The following is a 17,853-nucleotide window of genomic DNA, read 5'->3' on the forward strand; positions in this document are numbered from 1 at the left end:
CCACGACGACCATGACCAATCCAGGAGAGTTAAAGTATGTCCGCTGAACACGTACTGACGATGCTGAACGAGCACGAAGTGAAGTTTGTTGATTTGCGCTTCACCGATACTAAAGGTAAAGAACAGCACGTCACTATCCCTGCTCATCAGGTGAATGCTGAATTCTTCGAAGAAGGCAAAATGTTTGACGGCTCCTCGATTGGCGGCTGGAAAGGCATTAACGAGTCCGACATGGTGCTGATGCCAGACGCATCCACCGCAGTGATTGACCCGTTCTTCGCCGACTCCACCCTGATTATCCGTTGCGACATCCTTGAACCTGGCACCCTGCAAGGCTATGACCGTGACCCGCGCTCCATTGCGAAGCGCGCCGAAGATTACCTGCGTTCCACTGGCATTGCCGACACCGTACTGTTCGGGCCAGAACCTGAATTCTTCCTGTTCGATGACATCCGTTTCGGATCATCTATCTCCGGTTCCCACGTTGCTATCGACGATATCGAAGGCGCATGGAACTCCTCCACCCAATACGAAGGTGGTAACAAAGGTCACCGTCCGGCAGTGAAAGGCGGTTACTTCCCGGTTCCACCGGTAGACTCGGCTCAGGATATTCGTTCTGAAATGTGTCTGGTGATGGAACAGATGGGTCTGGTGGTTGAAGCCCATCACCACGAAGTAGCGACTGCTGGTCAGAACGAAGTGGCTACCCGCTTCAATACCATGACCAAAAAAGCTGACGAAATTCAGATCTACAAATATGTTGTGCACAACGTAGCGCACCGCTTCGGTAAAACCGCGACCTTTATGCCAAAACCGATGTTCGGTGATAACGGCTCCGGTATGCACTGCCACATGTCTCTGTCTAAAAACGGCGTTAACCTGTTCGCAGGCGACAAATACGCAGGTCTGTCTGAGCAGGCGCTGTACTACATTGGCGGCGTAATCAAACACGCTAAAGCGATTAACGCCCTGGCAAACCCGACCACCAACTCTTATAAGCGTCTGGTCCCGGGCTATGAAGCACCGGTAATGCTGGCTTACTCTGCGCGTAACCGTTCTGCGTCTATCCGTATTCCGGTGGTTTCTTCTCCGAAAGCACGTCGTATCGAAGTACGTTTCCCGGATCCGGCAGCTAACCCGTACCTGTGCTTTGCTGCCCTGCTGATGGCCGGTCTTGATGGTATCAAGAACAAGATCCATCCGGGCGAAGCCATGGACAAAAACCTGTATGACCTGCCGCCAGAAGAAGCGAAAGAGATCCCACAGGTTGCAGGCTCTCTGGAAGAAGCACTGAACGAACTGGATCTGGACCGCGAGTTCCTGAAAGCCGGTGGCGTGTTCACTGACGAAGCAATTGATGCGTACATCGCTCTACGTCGCGAAGAAGATGACCGCGTGCGTATGACTCCGCATCCGGTAGAGTTTGAGCTGTACTACAGCGTCTAATAGTTGAAGTTGTACTACCCGGCGCAACAACGCCGGGATTTAGTTGCCGTGGAAACTTTCAGCCCATCTCTGCATGGGCTTTTTTCTCCGTCAATTCTCTGATGCTTCGCGCTTTTTATCCGTAAAAAGCTATAATGCACTAAAATGGTGCAACCTGTTCAGGAGACTGCTTTATGGCAACAGGCACGCAGCCCGATGCTGGGCAGATCCTCAACTCGCTGATTAACAGTATTTTGTTAATTGATGACAATCTGGCGATCCATTACGCCAACCCCGCCGCGCAACAACTGCTCGCCCAAAGCTCCCGCAAATTGTTTGGTACACCGTTACCGGAACTGTTGAGCTACTTCTCATTAAATATCGAGCTGATGCAAGAAAGTCTGGAGGCGGGGCAAGGTTTTACCGATAACGAAGTGACGCTGGTCATCGACGGGCGCTCGCATATCCTTTCTGTGACGGCCCAGCGTATGCCGGACGGCATGATCCTGCTGGAGATGGCTCCGATGGATAACCAGCGCCGCTTAAGTCAGGAACAGCTACAGCACGCCCAGCAGGTTGCTGCCCGTGATTTAGTGCGCGGCCTGGCACATGAGATTAAAAATCCGCTTGGAGGTTTACGTGGCGCGGCGCAGCTGCTCAGCAAAGCGTTACCTGACCCATCACTACTCGAATATACCAAAGTGATTATCGAACAGGCGGACCGGCTGCGAAATCTGGTCGACCGTCTGTTGGGGCCGCAGCTGCCCGGTACGCGCGTTACCGAAAGTATTCACAAAGTAGCTGAACGCGTGGTGACGCTGGTGTCGATGGAACTGCCGGACAACGTGCGGTTGATTCGTGATTACGACCCCAGCCTGCCGGAACTGGCGCACGACCCGGATCAAATTGAACAGGTCTTGCTGAATATTGTGCGCAATGCGCTACAGGCGCTGGGGCCGGAAGGCGGTGAAATCATTCTGCGTACCCGCACCGCGTTTCAACTGACCTTACACGGCGAGCGCTACCGGCTGGCGGCGCGGATTGATGTGGAAGATAACGGGCCGGGCATTCCGCCTCATTTGCAGGATACGCTGTTTTACCCGATGGTCAGCGGCCGCGAAGGTGGCACCGGGCTTGGCTTATCCATCGCCCGTAATTTGATTGATCAGCATTCAGGCAAAATTGAATTTACCAGTTGGCCAGGTCATACCGAGTTCTCGGTTTACCTGCCTATCAGGAAATAAAGGTGACGTTTATGCAACGAGGGATAGTCTGGGTAGTCGATGACGATAGTTCCATCCGTTGGGTGCTTGAACGTGCGCTCGCTGGAGCGGGTTTAACCTGTACGACATTTGAGAACGGCGCGGAAGTACTGGAGGCGCTGGCGAGCAAAACGCCGGATGTGCTGCTTTCAGATATCCGTATGCCGGGAATGGACGGGCTGGCGCTGCTCAAGCAGATTAAACAGCGCCATCCAATGCTTCCGGTCATCATTATGACCGCACATTCCGATCTGGATGCTGCCGTCAGCGCCTATCAACAAGGGGCGTTTGATTATCTGCCCAAACCGTTTGATATCGACGAAGCAGTGGCGCTGGTTGAGCGCGCTATCAGTCATTACCAGGAACAGCAGCAGCCGCGTAATATTCAGCTTAACGGCCCAACGACCGATATCATCGGCGAAGCGCCAGCCATGCAGGACGTGTTCCGTATTATCGGTCGGCTTTCGCGTTCTTCTATTAGCGTGCTGATTAACGGCGAATCCGGCACCGGTAAAGAACTGGTCGCTCATGCCCTGCATCGCCACAGTCCGCGCGCCAAAGCGCCGTTTATCGCGCTGAATATGGCAGCTATCCCAAAAGATTTGATCGAATCAGAACTGTTTGGCCACGAGAAAGGCGCGTTTACTGGCGCGAATACCATTCGTCAGGGGCGTTTTGAACAGGCCGATGGCGGTACATTATTCCTCGACGAAATTGGTGATATGCCGCTGGATGTGCAGACGCGTTTGCTGCGCGTGCTGGCAGACGGTCAGTTTTACCGCGTTGGCGGCTATGCGCCGGTGAAAGTGGATGTGCGTATTATCGCTGCCACTCACCAGAATCTCGAACAACGAGTGCAGGAAGGTAAGTTCCGTGAGGATCTGTTCCACCGCCTGAACGTTATCCGCGTTCATCTGCCGCCGCTGCGCGAACGTCGGGAAGATATTCCCCGTCTGGCGCGCCATTTTTTACAGGTTGCCGCGCGCGAACTGGGCGTAGAAGCGAAGTTACTGCATCCGGAAACCGAAGCTGCTCTGACGCGTCTGGCGTGGCCAGGCAACGTGCGCCAGCTGGAAAACACCTGCCGCTGGCTAACGGTGATGGCCGCCGGGCAGGAAGTGTTGATTCAGGATTTGCCCGGCGAACTGTTTGAATCAACGGTTGCGGAGAGTACTTCGCAAATGCAACCGGACAGCTGGGCAACGCTTCTTGCGCAGTGGGCAGACAGAGCGCTGCGTTCCGGTCATCAAAATCTGCTTTCCGAAGCGCAGCCAGAGCTGGAGCGGACGTTACTGACGACCGCGTTGCGACATACGCAGGGGCATAAACAGGAAGCGGCGCGGCTACTCGGCTGGGGCCGCAACACCCTGACGCGTAAGTTAAAAGAGCTGGGGATGGAGTGATTCACAGCTTGTGTGTAAAGATTGATTATTGAGCGCAAATTGCTGGTATTTTACGCTTTACTGTTCCGATAAGTTCAGTATGATCTTGCCCGGAAAACGGGGAGAGTCATTATGCTGGAATCAATAATTAATCTGGTATCGAGTGGCGCAGTTGACAGCCACACACCGCAAACTGCCGTTGCTGCCGTGCTGTGTGCCGCAATGATTGGGCTGTTTAGTTGAGTTTCAGATTGCTGATGAAGTGCTCTTTGTTCATGCCGGATGCGGCGTGAACGCCTTATCCGGCCTACAAAAGCAATATTTTCAACAGGTTTTGTAGGCCTGATAAGCGTAGCGCATCAGGCAATCTTGTTCTCAGCACATTGATGGCGCTTTCGTTTTCTACTTTGTAAACGAAGCGCCATTCACTATTTAAATCACCCGTGAGAACTGCTGCATCCGCGCTTTCTGGCGCAGATAGGTATCAAAGCACATGCAAATGTTGCGGATCAGCAAGCGACCTTTCGCCGTCACCTGTATTCCCTTCTCATCCACATCCACCAGCCCATCTTTTGCTAACGGGGCGAGCAGCTTGAGATCTTCCGCAAAGTAATCAGCGAAGTGCAAATCCCACTGTTTCTCAATAGGGGCGTAATCCAGACGGAAGTTGCAGATGAGCGACTTAATCACATCGCGGCGAATACAGTCATCACGCGTTAGCGCAATACCACGCCACAGCGCATTGCCTTGTTCATCCACTTGCTGATAGTACTGCTTCAACTCTTTCTGGTTCTGCGCGTAGCAGTCGCCAATCATGCTGATGGCGGAAACGCCCATCCCCAGCAGATCGGTATCGCCCTGAGTGGTGTAGCCCTGGAAGTTACGATGCAGCACGCCTTCACGCTGGGCCACCGCCAGCTCGTCATCCGGACGGGCAAAGTGATCCATACCGATAAACTGATAGCCCGATTGCGTCAGGAAGGCGATGGTTTCCTGCAGGATATCGAGTTTTTGCTGCGGACTCGGCAGGTCAGCATCTTTGATTTTGCGCTGAGCAGCAAAAATGGTCGGCAGATGCGCGTAGTTAAAGACACTCAGACGATCGGGGTTCAGCTCCGCCACACGTTTCAGGGTAAAGGCGAAACTCTCCGGCGTCTGTTTCGGCAGGCCGTAAATCAGGTCGATGTTGGTGGAGGTAAAACCAATCTCACGCGCATGGTTAAGCAGTGCAAAGATGAACTCTTCATCCTGCTCGCGGTTAACCAGACGTTGCACTTCTTTGTTGAAGTCCTGCACGCCCATGCTCAGGCGATTAAAGCCTTCGGCGCGTAAATGATCGAGTACATCCAGTTCGATTTCCCGCGGATCGACTTCGATCGAAATCTCCGCATCGGCATTGAACTGGAAGTTTTCGCGCAGCAGCTTCATCAGGCGGCTGATTTGCGCTTTATTCAGATACGTCGGCGTTCCGCCGCCCCAGTGCAATTGGCTGACGTGACGCCCGGCGAACAGCGGTGCACGATGGACGATTTCTTGCTCCAGCGCGTCCAGATACTGATCGGCCTTGTGCTGCTGGCGAGTAACAATCTTATTGCAACCGCAGAAGTAACAAAGCTTATGGCAGAACGGGATATGTACGTAGAGAGATAATGGACGCTCAGGATAGCGCGCCACGGCTTGTAAAAACGCCTGTTCGCCGAAGTCTTCTGAAAACTCCAGCGCGGTCGGGTACGAGGTGTATCGTGGCCCGGAATAGTTATATTTCTGGATCAGGGCCAGATCCCAGTCGATTTGCTGTACAGACATGCTCACTCCTTCCGATGGCGTCTCTGGCGGCTACGGCGTACCGGCGGATGCCCGTTTCGGGTCATCAGCCGGTTGCGCAGCCACTTTTGTCGCCGCGACAACCGCTGTAGTTTAACGAATAACCACACCAGATAACATATAACCGGAAGGGTTATCAGCAGAACGGGAAGGCCCACGGTGGCAATCCGTTAGTTACCCCGCAGCAGACGCATCATGTCTTCTTGCTTCTCGTCTTCTTCCTCTTCTTCGTCATCGTCATAAGAGAGGCCGAGTTTCTGCATCAACTCATCAATACGATCCAGTTTAGCATCCACCCAGGATTGCTCTTCGGCGCTCAGGGTTTCGCCTGCTTCCAGACGTTCCAGCAGCGCATCCAGACGCTCATCCGTTTCCAGTAATTCCAACTCCGCCTGCGGTGAAAGCATAGGTTTCTCACTCTTCGGTTTGTGCTGTTTGGTGACTTTTTCAGCCACGCCCAATGGAATAGGGGTTTTACTGCCAATACGTGGATCTTTTGGTGCGTTCTGGCCTTTGCTGCCTGACGTGGTGTTTCCGCCCGCTGCGCGGCTGCCCGGCGCATGACCACGACGTTTTTTCTGACGCTTGCGATCACGAGCTTCCTGATCCAGCTCCTCGCGTGTTTTTCGACGCACTTTTGCATGACCTTTGCTGCGTGAGTTTGAAGATGATGGTTTCATAATGGTTCGTCTTTTAGCCGTTTTATTCAGTATAGATTTGCGGCGGAATCTAACAGAAAGCAAGCAAAGAAAAAAGGCGACAGATTACTCTGTCGCCTTTTTTCCTGACTCATAACCCTTAACGGGTCTTACAATCCTTGCAGGCCGCCAACACACCCTGTTTTTCCTTTAGCCGGAACAATCCGTGTTGATTCCATTTCCGTTTAATTACGTCTCCGGACGTTTGTCTTCCTGACAATCCTCTGTCTTCGCCTCCTGGCGCTCCTGACCCTCATCCTGAGTCATTGTTCCTGTTAGCGTCCTCGCTCTATGGGTGCTACTTTACGCCTTTGCTTTAAACAAACAATCAACCGCCATCAGTATTTGCACATTTTCAGAGTTTTATATAAAAGCAATTCACTGATTTATATAGCTTATTTGACATGCATCGCAGAATTTTCTCTGCTATTTCGCATAAAGACTATCGGCAATGTCTCACAAAGCGTATGGCTTTTACTTACAACGCTCACGCCGAAAAATCCGCCTTTTATTATGGTTCAGGTATAATCGCCACAAAGCTTTGACTGACGGAGACGACCGCTTTGACTAATTTGAATTATCAACAGACGCATTTTGTGATGAGTGCGCCTGATATTCGCCACCTACCTTCCGATACCGGAATTGAAGTGGCTTTTGCAGGCCGTTCCAACGCAGGTAAATCCAGCGCGCTGAACACGCTGACTAACCAGAAAAGCCTGGCTCGTACCTCAAAAACCCCAGGGCGCACCCAGCTTATCAACCTGTTTGAAGTGGCTGACGGCAAGCGTCTGGTTGACTTGCCTGGGTACGGTTATGCGGAAGTCCCGGAAGAGATGAAGCGCAAATGGCAGCGTGCGCTCGGCGAATACCTCGAAAAACGTCAGAGCCTGCAAGGTCTGGTGGTGCTAATGGATATTCGCCATCCGCTGAAAGATTTGGATCAGCAGATGATTGAGTGGGCGGTAGACAGCAATATCGCCGTTCTGGTGCTGCTGACCAAAGCGGACAAACTGGCAAGCGGCGCACGTAAAGCGCAATTGAATATGGTGCGTGAAGCTGTACTGGCGTTTAACGGTGATGTGCAGGTTGAAACGTTTTCTTCGTTGAAGAAACAAGGCGTGGACAAGCTGCGGCAGAAACTGGATACCTGGTTTAGCGAGATGCAGCCTGTAGAAGAAACGCAGGACGGCGAATAATTTTCTTGCCTTAATGCTTGTGCCGGATGTGGCGTATCCGGCCCGTAAATTCAATAGATTACAATTCTACCGTTGGCCTGATAAACATAGCGCATCAGGCATTACGGATCTTTTCTTTCGCCCAATAAAAAACGCCCCAGTCATTACTGACTGGGGCGGCTAAAATATTCAGCCAAATCCGATTACGTGAAGTAAAAGGTCTGAAAGATAGAACATCTTACCTCTGTACCCTACGCGACTAACTTTACTCTTTTTTGTTCAGTTCAGAAAGCACTTTTTGTAATTTTTTTTCAGTTGTTGCATAGGAATTTCTAATAGCCATCACAAAACGTGACAGCTTATGTTGCTTACTTACGAAAAAAGGGCATGTTCAGGCGAATCTTAGTGCGCCTGATCCCAGTTTTCGCCACTCCCCACTTCCACCAGCAACGGCACATCCAGACGGGTACAGTTTTCCATCAGTTGATGAATCTGCTTCGCGACGGCATCAACATCATCTTTATGAACTTCAAATACCAGTTCATCGTGTACCTGCATGATCATACGTACACGCGGTTGCTCAGCCTGTAACCACGCATCAACGGCAATCATCGCCCGTTTGATAATGTCGGCGGCGGTTCCCTGCATTGGCGCGTTAATGGCTGCACGTTCAGCCGCTGCACGACGAGCACCATTGCTGGATTTGATATCCGGCAGATACAGACGGCGTCCGTCCAGCGTTTCAACGTAGCCCTGCTCTTTCGCCTGAGCACGGGTGCGTTCCATATACTCCAGCACGCCAGGGTAGCGTTCGAAGTAAAGGTCCATGTACTTCTGCGCTTCTTTACGTGGAATGTTCAATTGCCGCGCCAGACCGAAAGCACTCATGCCATAAATCAGACCAAAGTTGATCGCTTTCGCGCTACGGCGTTGCTCGCTGGTGACGGTTTCCAGTGGCAAACCAAACACTTCTGCCGCCGTTGCCCGGTGGATATCTTTTCCTTCCGCGAATGCGGTCAGCAAGCCTTTGTCACGCGAAAGATGCGCCATAATGCGCAGTTCAATCTGCGAGTAGTCCGCTGAGACAATCACATAATCCTCTGGCGCAATAAACGCCTGGCGGATACGACGACCTTCTTCGTTACGCACCGGAATGTTTTGCAGGTTAGGATCGGTTGACGATAAACGTCCCGTTGCAGTTACTGCCTGGTGATAAGAGGTATGCACACGCCCGGTTTTCGGGTTGATCATCAGCGGCAGCTTGTCGGTGTAGGTCGATTTCAGCTTCGCCAGACCACGATACTCCAGAATCACTTTTGGCAACGGATAGTCCAGCGCCAGTTCTTCCAGTACCTCTTCCGACGTTGACGGCGCGCCACCCGGCGTTTTCTTCAGCGGTTTAATGCCCTGTTTTTCAAACAGAATGGTTTGTAACTGCTTGGTGGAAGAAAGGTTAAATTCCTCACCTGCAATTTCATGCGCTTTCTTTTCCAGCTCAGCCAGACGAAGGGTGAGCTCTTCAGAATGATTGTGCAGCACTTTCGGATCGATCTTCACACCGTTACGTTCAATGCGTGAAAGCACCGGCACCAGCGGCATTTCGATATTCTCGAAGACGTTCAACGGCCCTTTGTGTTTTTGCAGATCTGGCCACATTTTCAGATGCAACTGCAAGGTGACATCCGCATCTTCGGCGGCGTAACGTCCGGCCTCTTCGAGGGCAATCTGGTTAAAGGTCAGTTGATTTTTGCCTTTACCCGCAATCTCTTCAAAAGTGATAGTTTTGTGCTTCAACCAACGTTCCGCGAGGCTGTCCATATCGTGACGCCCGGCAACGCTATTGAGAATGTAGGACTCCAGCATGGTATCAAACGCAATCCCACGCAGCTCAATGCCGTAATTCGCCAGAATACCGCGATCGTATTTCAGGTTTTGCCCGACCTTCAGCGCCTTTTCATCTTCCAGCAGCGGTTTTAGCAACTCGAGTGCACGCTCGCGAGAGATTTGATCGGGCGCATCAAGATAATCATGAGCAACCGGAATATATGCCGCTACGCCTGGCTCGATAGCAAAAGAAAGCCCGACCAGGTTAGCAGAGATGTTATCAAGGCTGTCGGTTTCGGTATCAAATGCAAATACCGGCGCTTTTTCCAGCTTCGCAATCCACGCTTTCAGTGTTTCTTCATCAAGGATGGTGACGTAGTTGTCATAAGAAATCACCGTTGCCGTCACTTCTGGCGCTTCGTCTGCAACACTGGTTTCCTGCGGCTTCGCGGCTGGTTTTGCCCCTTTGGCCTGTAACCATTTGCCCGCTTCGACATCAGCAGTCCAGCGTTTGAACTCATACTTTTTGAACAGCCCCAACAACTCTTCCGCTGCCGGTTGCTGCACTTCCAGTTGTTCACAGGTCAGCTCCAGTTCAACGTCGGTTTTAATCGTCGCCAGCTGGTATGAGAGATAAGCAACTTCTTTGTTTTGCTCGAGCTTCGCTGCCATTGTTTTCGCGCCACGGAAGCTCAACCCAGCAATTTTTTCTGGCTCGGCATACAGCGTATCCAGCCCGCCAAGACCTTGCAGCAATGCCTGCGCGGTTTTTTCACCGACGCCCGGTACGCCAGGAATGTTATCGGAGGAGTCACCCATCAGCGCCAGGAAATCGATGATCAGTTCTGGCGGCACGCCGTACTTATTCACCACCTCTTCCGGTCCGAGGATGGTATTCGTCATGGTGTTGATAAGCGTAATATTTGGCGTCACCAGCTGCGCCATATCTTTATCGCCAGTGCTGATCAGCACCGGACGCCCGGCTTTTTCGGCTTCGCGCGCCAGAGTACCGATAACGTCGTCCGCTTCTACGCCAGAAACCGCCAGCAGCGGCAGTCCCATCGCTTTAACCATCGCGTGCAGGGGTTCGATTTGTGCTCGCAGATCGTCCGGCATTGGCGGGCGATGTGATTTGTAATGTTCAAACAGTTCATCACGAAAGGTTTTTCCCTTGGCGTCAAAGACCACCGCTGCATGCGTCGGTTTATATTGCATGATCAGACTGCGCAGCATGTTGAGGACACCATACATCGCACCGGTCGGCTCGCCTGCGCTGTTAGTCAGCGGGGGAAACGCGTGATATGCGCGATAAAGATAAGATGAACCATCTACAAGGATAAGTGGATTTTGGGGGATCTGAACCATAATGTCCGTGCCTGTTTATCAGATTATGGGTAAAGGATGCCACAGACAGGATGAAAACATGAGTTTTTCACCGCTTTTCGTGAAAATCTTTTGTAGATCTTCTGGATCGCTCGCAAATCGTCATGTGGATAACTTTGTGCATAAATTATTTACATCGCTTTTAATTTATTATCATGCTTTTTACAGCATGATGTTTGTCTTTGTTTTTCATGCAGTTAAAAATAAAGCCATCCCTAATAATTGAGATAATGGGATTTTTTCTAATGTGGATAGATATGGATTATTTTTCTCCTTAAGGATCATCCGTTATTTGGGTCGTTTTCTGCTAAAATCTGCGCCTTGCGCTTCTTTAGCGCACTGTCTATGGCTAACCTTTTGAATAAATTCATTATGACGAGAATACTCGCTGCGATAACCCTTTTGCTGAGTATCGTATTGACCATTTTGGTCACTATTTTTTGTTCCGTCCCGATCATCATTGCCGGGATTGTAAAACTATTGCTACCTGTGCCAGTCATTTGGCGAAAGGTTTCGCGTTTTTGTGATTTTATGATGTATTGCTGGTGTGAAGGTCTGGCGGTATTACTGCATCTGAACCCACACCTGCAATGGGAAGTTCACGGGCTGGAAGGGTTAAGTAAGAAGAACTGGTATCTGCTTATTTGTAACCACCGTAGTTGGGCAGATATTGTCGTACTGTGCGTGCTGTTTCGTAAGCACATTCCGATGAATAAATATTTCCTCAAGCAACAGCTGGCCTGGGTGCCATTTCTTGGCCTGGCGTGCTGGGCGCTGGATATGCCGTTTATGAAGCGTTATTCCCGCGCTTATTTATTACGTCATCCGGAGCGACGTGGTAAAGATGTTGAAACCACTCGGCGTTCTTGTGAAAAGTTTCGCCTGCATCCCACCACCATTGTCAATTTCGTTGAAGGCTCCCGTTTCACGCAAGAAAAACATCAGCAAACCCACTCCACTTTTCAAAACTTGTTGCCACCAAAGGCGGCAGGCATTGCGATGGCGCTAAATGTACTGGGTAAACAATTCGATAAACTGCTTAATGTTACGCTGTGTTATCCGGACAATAACCGTCAGCCGTTCTTCGATATGTTAAGCGGTAAACTGACGCGGATTGTCGTACATGTGGATTTACAGCCTATTGCCGATGAGTTACATGGCGACTACATCAATGACAAAAGCTTTAAGCGCCATTTTCAGCAATGGCTGAACTCATTGTGGCAGGAAAAAGACCGGCTTCTGACGTCTCTCATGTCATCACAGCGTCAGAATAAGTAAGTTTTACTCGCCTCTGAATGAGCAGAGGCGAGTGAGTATTTTAATGAACAAAACGTCCGGCACGAGACATAAATTCTTCTTCGCTCATCTCCTGTCCGTTAAACACAACTTTACCCGGTGTATAACGCAGCTGCAGCGAGGCGGTATTGTTGTCAATCGTGATTAACTGAAACATCTGACCCAATGTCATCATCCCGCTGATTTGTTTATCAGCCTGCTTTTGCGCTTTTTCCGCATCCATTCCTTCAGATAAATTAAGCTGTTTTGCGGTTTCTGTGACGACATTAAGCGGTAACTTCACATCAAAATTGAGCAATTTGATATCTTTGTTTGTGGATGATGAAGATTTGGCTGGGTCGGCAATACTGATATCCAGATTGGCATTTAGTTCGCCGAGTGCGTTCTTCCATCTTACCGGTTGTTTAATGGTCGGCTCACTTTTTTGTAATAACGGTAAATACTCTTTGAACAATGCAGCATTCACTTCTTGCAGAGCAACTTCATCGTTTGCTAACTCAGGGTGTACAGCAAGCTGCTTCTGCATAGCAATGTTATACTGGATGATAAATTGGCGCACTGCTGAGGGATCAATAGATTCAGCAATCAATGACCACTCACCACTACCGAGTTGCTGATTCCCTTTTGTTAACTTATCAAGTTCGTAGGTCAGATTGACATTGATATAATCTTTGTCTTTAACGCGATCCAGCATGGTTTTTGCAACGAAAGCATCGATTTGGGCAACGTCTTCCCCGTGATTGATAATGTTAATCTGATTAAATTTCGACTCGCTTTCACCAACCGGAAATTTCTTTTCTTCTAATCGCGCCAGAGAATCAATGGTAAAACTTTTTGCCGTTACTTTGTTCATTGGTGATAATTGCAGAACAATATCTTCGACTTTGCCTTCAATATCCAGGTTAGACAATGAACTACCATCACCATTAAAAGTAAACTGGCCCTCACCAAAAGAAAACTTTCCATACTCTGCAGGGGCAACATCTAATGTCGTAGAGAATGAGCCACCAAACGCGAATCGCAATGTCGCTTCCACGGGCGATTTATTTTTCGCGGCGATAAATAGCGGTTGTGTCAGTTCATTATTCACTAAGTTCACTTTTGCCGCTGCCAGTGCTGGGATGACATTACCATGCATTAACATTGTGATGGGCAACGGACCGTGCTCAACATCCACATCAAATACAACTTTCTGGCCTGGCTTGATATTGAGATCGGGTGCACCGTTATCGAATGTCATTTGCATTTGAAAACGAGAATTAAAAAAACCTTTGTCAAAATTTTTATAACTTAACGTCATATCGTAGGCATGTTCACCTTTCTTTTTAGCATCGTTAAAATCTTTAATAAACTTTTCGACACCAGGCTGAATTTGCGTACCTGTGTACCATGTGCCACCACCCCAGATTACGGCTAACGCAACAATAACACCTGTAGCTGACTTACGTATCATATAAATATTCCCTGATAAAACAGCAAAACTTTAAATATCCGCTTATGCTGAAATAATGTCCAGCGGCAGGACGCATTATCAGAATGTATTTATATTTATTAAATAATAAAAAAAACCGTGAATATTCACGGGCCTGGTGATGCTGCCAACTTACTGATTTAGTGTATGATGGTGTTTTTGAGGTGCTCCAGTGGCTTCTGTTTCTATCAGCTGTCCCTCCTGTTCAGCTACTGACGGGGTGGTGCGTAACGGCAAAAGCACTGCCGGACATCAGCGCTATCTCTGCTCTCACTGCCGTAAAACATGGCAAATGCAGTTCACTTACACCGCTTCTCAACCCGGTACGCACCAGAAAATCATTGATATGGCCATGAATGGCGTTGGATGCCGGGCAACTGCACGCATTATGGGCGTTGGCCTCAACACGATTTTACGTCACTTAAAAAACTCAGGCCGCAGTCGGTAACCTCGCGCATACAGCCGGGCAGTGACGTCATCGTCTGCGCGGAAATGGACGAACAGTGGGGCTATGTCGGGGCTAAATCGCGCCAGCGCTGGCTGTTTTACGCGTATGACAGTCTCCGGAAGACGGTTGTTGCGCACGTATTCGGTGAACGCACTATGGCGACGCTGGGGCGTCTTATGAGCCTGCTGTCACCCTTTGACGTGGTGATATGGATGACGGATGGCTGGCCGCTGTATGAATCCCGCCTGAAGGGAAAGCTGCACGTAATCAGCAAGCGATATACGCAGCGAATTGAGCGGCATAACCTGAATCTGAGGCAGCACCTGGCACGGCTGGGACGGAAGTCGCTGTCGTTCTCAAAATCGGTGGAGCTGCATGACAAAGTCATCGGGCATTATCTGAACATAAAACACTATCAATAAGTTGGAGTCATTACCTTTACATTGAATTATTTTTTCTCGGACAGATATTTCACTGTATCAGCATACTGCTGAACAAAAACATCCATATTGCTGGTATCCATACCCTGCGGATTCAGCTGATATTTACCGTTAACAAACATCGCCGGAACGCCACGCAATTGCACGTCAGCTGCAGCTTTTTCCTGCTGAGCGACCAGAGATTTGACCACGAAGCTGTTCCACGCCGCGTCGTACTCTTCACCTTTAATACCTGCGTTGATAAATACATCGCGGATATCAGATGCTGAACGAATGGTCTGGGTTTTCTGTACGCCTTCAAACAGCGGAACAGTGACTTTGTCTTCCACGCCCAGCGCCATCGCCACAGCCCATGCCTGAGTCAGATCTTTGCCCAGGTCACCACCCATGAAGTTGACGTGGTATTTAGTCATCTTCACGCCTTCCGGCAGTTTTTTCTTCACATTATCAGAAATATGCAGAACTTCTTCAAACTGATAGCAGTGCGGACAGAAGAAAGAGAAAAACTCCAGCACTTGCGGCGCGCCAGCTACCGGTTTTTCCAGGGTAGTGTACTGTTTACCATCTTCATACTGCGCCGCCGATGCGCTAAACGCTAAAACTAAACCAGCCAGCGCCAGCCAAATCTTTTTCATGATCTACTCTCTCCGATTAATACATAGGTGTTAATTGTAAAGGGGGTTCTTGTAGAACTTTTGCCTGTTCTATAAAAGTCGCCGTTTGTCGCAGCCAGTAATCTTCCCCGGTTAACCACGGGAAATTTTTCGGGAACGCGGGATCAGCCCAACGCCGCATTAGCCAGGCAAGATAATAAACCAAACGCATGGCGCGTAAAGGTTCAATCAGTCCGATTTCAGCGGTGTCGAACTCGCCAAATTCTTCATAAGCTTCAATAATAGTTTCCAGTTGCATCCGCTGCTCGGCTTTATCGCCATTGAGCAACATCCACAAATCCTGAATAGCTGGACCATTACGTGCATCATCCAGATCAACAAACATTGGACCATCGCGCCAGAGAATATTCCCGGCGTGGCAGTCTCCATGTAGCCGCAGAACGGTGAAATCTTCCCGCCAGTGTGCTGTAACGGCGGCGATCAGCTCATCTGTCGCTTTCAGGAATGCCGCTTTCAACCCGGAAGGTATCAGTGTAGCGTCCTCAAACAGCTTGCGTGGCTCAATGAGATATTCATTCAGACCGATGGTCGGGCGATGGATAAAAAGCTGTTTGTGCCCCGTCTGGTGCATACGCCCTAAATAACGCCCAACCGCTTCCGTCTGATCGATATTATCAGCTTCGAACTGGCGACCACCGACGCTTGGAAAAACAGCGAAATAAAATCCCTGATGATTCAATAAAGTCTGACCGTTAAAGGCCACAGGTGCTGCGACCGGAACTTCATCATTTACCAGCTGCAACGCAAATTGATGTTCTTCGAGGATTTGATCGGCTGTCCAACGTTCAGGGCGATAAAATTTGACGACAAAACGTCGACGCTCTTCGTCCTGAAATTGATAGACACGGTTTTCATAGCTGTTAAGCGGGGTAAGACCGGAATCCACCCGGATCCCTTGCTCAAACAGAGCGTCCATGATGGTATCCGGGTGTAGTGTCTGGAAAGTAAAAGCGCTGTTGTTCATCCCATCATCCGGAAAACATTACGAATGATGAAGGATATCATTTCACGATGATTTTGGTGGCGCCGCTTACAAGCTTTTACTCTTTAATTACGCCGCGAGCGCGTAACAGCGCCGTTTTGAAGTCTTCTTCATAATCTTTCTGCAAACCCGGGATCACCGCATCTTTCGCGGAATCACGCATTTTCAGGTGATAGATCAGAATGTCATCCGTCAAATCCGCCAGTTCGCCGTCAAAACCTGACTCTTTCGCCAGTTTCTGCAAAAATTGCAACAGGTTAAGGTCTGGCTCTTTTTGCCAGGCTGGCTGGAGGAGTTCAATAACTTCATTCAGACGTTTACATTTCATAGTGATGCTCCTTACTCTTGAGACAGACACGTTAGCAGGGTCAATCCCACAATAAAAGAGGCGATATCGGTGAATCTGATGACGACGATAACAGGCGTTGTGCTGGCAGGCGGTAAAGCCAGACGAATGGGCGGCGTAGATAAAGGATTGCTTGAATTAAACGGCAAACCATTATGGCAACATGTCGCTGACGCGCTTATGACGCAGCTCTCTCACGTCGTGGTTAATGCCAATCGTCATCAGGAAATCTATCAGGCAAGCGGTCTGAAAGTGATTGAAGATTCACTGGCGGATTACCCAGGCCCTCTGGCAGGAATGCTTTCAGTAATGCAGCAGGAAGCTGGTGAGTGGTTTTTGTTTTGTCCGTGCGATACGCCTTACATTCCCCATGTTTTAGCTTCCCGGCTTAATCATCAGCGCAAAGATGCGCCTGTCGTGTGGGTCCATGACGGTGAACGCGATCACCCGACTATTGCTCTGGTAAACCGTGCTATTGAGCCTTTATTACTAGAATATCTGCAAGCAGGAGAACGCCGGGTAATGGCATTTATGCGTCTGGCTGGCGGCCATGCGGTTGATTTCAGCGATCATAAAGATGCATTTGTTAACGTGAATACGCCAGAGGAGCTTGCCCGATGGCAGGAAAAACGATGATACCGTTACTCGCCTTTGCCGCGTGGAGTGGTACCGGAAAAACTACGCTTTTGAAAAAACTGATCCCGGCATTATGCGCCAGAGGGATCCGTCCAGGGCTGATTAAGCATACGCACCATGATATGGATGTTGATAAGCCAGGCAAAGATAGCTATGAGCTGCGCAAGGCTGGCGCGGCACAAACCATCGTTGCCAGCCAGCAACGATGGGCCTTGATGACGGAAAAACCAGACGAAGAAGAGCTGGATCTACAGTTTCTCGCAAGTCGAATGGATACCTCAAAGCTGGATTTGATTCTGGTCGAAGGGTTTAAGCATGAAGAGATCGCAAAGATTGTGCTGTTTCGCGATGGAGCCGGACATCGACCTGAAGAATTAGTGATAGACAGGCATGTTATTGCTGTAGCCAGTGATGTGCCGCTTAATCTTGATGTCGCATTACTGGATATTAATGATGTTGAGGGGCTGGCTGATTTTGTGGTGGAGTGGATGCAAAAGCAGAACGGATAAGCAAGAGTAGGCTGGATAAGACGCGCCAGTGTCGCATCCGGCATTTTTTTCTGCGCCAATGCAAAAAGGCCATCCGTC

The 17,853-nt window shown here is 49.7% G+C and carries 18 protein-coding genes and 1 pseudogene; 9 read left to right on the forward strand and 10 right to left on the reverse strand.

Going from position 1 to position 17,853, the window contains the following annotated elements; genetic code table 11:
• The first annotated feature begins 36 nt into the window (after window positions 1-36).
• The 4 genes from glnA to C1P89_RS18855 all read left to right on the forward strand — a co-directional run bounded on the left by glnA (window position 37) and on the right by C1P89_RS18855 (window position 4,312).
• Window positions 37-1,446 carry a glutamate--ammonia ligase gene (glnA, locus tag C1P89_RS18840; protein WP_001271717.1) on the forward strand — a complete coding sequence of 470 codons (1,410 nt, stop codon included), beginning with the start codon at window positions 37-39 and terminating at the stop codon, window positions 1,444-1,446.
• A 173-nt stretch (window positions 1,447-1,619) separates the two neighbouring features.
• On the forward strand, window positions 1,620-2,669 hold the full coding sequence (gene glnL, locus C1P89_RS18845) for a nitrogen regulation protein NR(II) (protein WP_000190577.1): 1,050 nt from the start codon (window positions 1,620-1,622) through the stop codon (window positions 2,667-2,669).
• A gap of 11 nt (window positions 2,670-2,680) precedes the next feature.
• A complete protein-coding gene (gene glnG / locus C1P89_RS18850) occupies window positions 2,681-4,090 on the forward strand; it encodes a nitrogen regulation protein NR(I) (protein WP_001188776.1) in 1,410 nt (469 codons plus the stop codon).
• Window positions 4,091-4,201: 111 nt separating this feature from the next.
• The gene (locus tag C1P89_RS18855) at window positions 4,202-4,312 is read left to right on the forward strand and encodes a YshB family small membrane protein (RefSeq protein ID WP_000893994.1); all 111 of its coding nucleotides are present in this window, start codon (window positions 4,202-4,204) and stop codon (window positions 4,310-4,312) included.
• Window positions 4,313-4,501: 189 nt separating this feature from the next.
• On the opposite strand, the gene hemN is transcribed toward C1P89_RS18855, so the two are convergent.
• From hemN to C1P89_RS26060, 3 genes and pseudogenes are all read right to left on the reverse strand, one after another.
• Window positions 4,502-5,875: an oxygen-independent coproporphyrinogen III oxidase gene (hemN, locus tag C1P89_RS18860; RefSeq protein WP_000116090.1), complete on the reverse strand. Its 1,374-nt coding sequence runs from the start codon at window positions 5,873-5,875 to the stop codon at window positions 4,502-4,504.
• A gap of 188 nt (window positions 5,876-6,063) precedes the next feature.
• The gene (gene yihI / locus C1P89_RS18865) at window positions 6,064-6,573 is read right to left on the reverse strand and encodes a Der GTPase-activating protein YihI (protein ID WP_005144030.1); all 510 of its coding nucleotides are present in this window, start codon (window positions 6,571-6,573) and stop codon (window positions 6,064-6,066) included.
• A 118-nt stretch (window positions 6,574-6,691) separates the two neighbouring features.
• Window positions 6,692-6,858: pseudogene (locus C1P89_RS26060) on the reverse strand (hypothetical protein).
• 296 nt (window positions 6,859-7,154) lie between these two features.
• On the opposite strand from C1P89_RS26060, the gene yihA reads away from it, so the two are divergent.
• Complete coding sequence (yihA, locus tag C1P89_RS18870; RefSeq protein ID WP_000183349.1) at window positions 7,155-7,787, forward strand: ribosome biogenesis GTP-binding protein YihA/YsxC; 633 nt, start codon at window positions 7,155-7,157, stop codon at window positions 7,785-7,787.
• A gap of 168 nt (window positions 7,788-7,955) precedes the next feature.
• Here yihA and spfP read toward each other — a convergent pair whose 3' ends face one another.
• The 3 genes from spfP to C1P89_RS26065 all read right to left on the reverse strand — a co-directional run bounded on the left by spfP (window position 7,956) and on the right by C1P89_RS26065 (window position 11,473).
• The gene (gene spfP / locus C1P89_RS26545) at window positions 7,956-8,003 is read right to left on the reverse strand and encodes a small protein SpfP (RefSeq protein WP_071892919.1); all 48 of its coding nucleotides are present in this window, start codon (window positions 8,001-8,003) and stop codon (window positions 7,956-7,958) included.
• Between the two features lie 165 nt (window positions 8,004-8,168).
• Window positions 8,169-10,955, reverse strand: a complete 2,787-nt coding sequence (gene polA, locus C1P89_RS18875) for a DNA polymerase I (protein ID WP_000250006.1) — start codon at window positions 10,953-10,955, stop codon at window positions 8,169-8,171.
• Window positions 10,956-11,254: 299 nt separating this feature from the next.
• Window positions 11,255-11,473, reverse strand: a complete 219-nt coding sequence (locus C1P89_RS26065) for a hypothetical protein (RefSeq protein ID WP_001305068.1) — start codon at window positions 11,471-11,473, stop codon at window positions 11,255-11,257.
• On the opposite strand from C1P89_RS26065, the gene yihG reads away from it, so the two are divergent.
• Entirely contained in the window at window positions 11,400-12,251 is an 852-nt protein-coding gene (gene yihG / locus C1P89_RS18885; protein WP_488609666.1) for a 1-acylglycerol-3-phosphate O-acyltransferase YihG, read from the forward strand. The genes C1P89_RS26065 and yihG overlap by 74 nt on opposite strands.
• A gap of 40 nt (window positions 12,252-12,291) precedes the next feature.
• Here the strand turns inward: yihG and C1P89_RS18890 are convergent, their stop codons facing one another.
• Window positions 12,292-13,722 (reverse strand): YdgA family protein, encoded by a 1,431-nt coding sequence (locus C1P89_RS18890; protein WP_000619846.1) that lies wholly within the window; start codon window positions 13,720-13,722, stop codon window positions 12,292-12,294.
• Window positions 13,723-13,912: 190 nt separating this feature from the next.
• On the opposite strand from C1P89_RS18890, the gene C1P89_RS18895 reads away from it, so the two are divergent.
• A protein-coding gene (locus tag C1P89_RS18895; RefSeq protein ID WP_237158176.1) for an IS1-like element IS1A family transposase occupies window positions 13,913-14,610 on the forward strand; the annotation gives its coding sequence in 2 pieces (ribosomal slippage) (window positions 13,913-14,162 and window positions 14,162-14,610; 699 coding nt in all).
• Window positions 14,611-14,636: 26 nt separating this feature from the next.
• Here the strand turns inward: C1P89_RS18895 and dsbA are convergent.
• The 3 genes from dsbA to C1P89_RS18910 all read right to left on the reverse strand — a co-directional run bounded on the left by dsbA (window position 14,637) and on the right by C1P89_RS18910 (window position 16,612).
• A complete protein-coding gene (gene dsbA, locus C1P89_RS18900) occupies window positions 14,637-15,263 on the reverse strand; it encodes a thiol:disulfide interchange protein DsbA (RefSeq protein WP_000725337.1) in 627 nt (208 codons plus the stop codon).
• A 16-nt stretch (window positions 15,264-15,279) separates the two neighbouring features.
• Entirely contained in the window at window positions 15,280-16,266 is a 987-nt protein-coding gene (gene srkA, locus C1P89_RS18905; protein WP_001065536.1) for a stress response kinase SrkA, read from the reverse strand.
• A 76-nt stretch (window positions 16,267-16,342) separates the two neighbouring features.
• Window positions 16,343-16,612: a YihD family protein gene (locus C1P89_RS18910; protein ID WP_001295263.1), complete on the reverse strand. Its 270-nt coding sequence runs from the start codon at window positions 16,610-16,612 to the stop codon at window positions 16,343-16,345.
• A gap of 69 nt (window positions 16,613-16,681) precedes the next feature.
• On the opposite strand from C1P89_RS18910, the gene mobA reads away from it, so the two are divergent.
• Window positions 16,682-17,266, forward strand: coding sequence for a molybdenum cofactor guanylyltransferase MobA (gene mobA / locus C1P89_RS18915; protein WP_001052177.1), 585 nt, complete (start codon window positions 16,682-16,684; stop codon window positions 17,264-17,266).
• Complete coding sequence (mobB, locus tag C1P89_RS18920) at window positions 17,248-17,775, forward strand: molybdopterin-guanine dinucleotide biosynthesis protein MobB (protein WP_000907610.1); 528 nt, start codon at window positions 17,248-17,250, stop codon at window positions 17,773-17,775. Before mobA ends, mobB begins: the two co-directional genes overlap by 19 nt.
• Window positions 17,776-17,853 lie beyond the last annotated feature (78 nt).

It is taken from the genome of Shigella sonnei (assembly GCF_002950395.1).
Lineage (GTDB): Bacteria > Pseudomonadota > Gammaproteobacteria > Enterobacterales > Enterobacteriaceae > ECMA0423.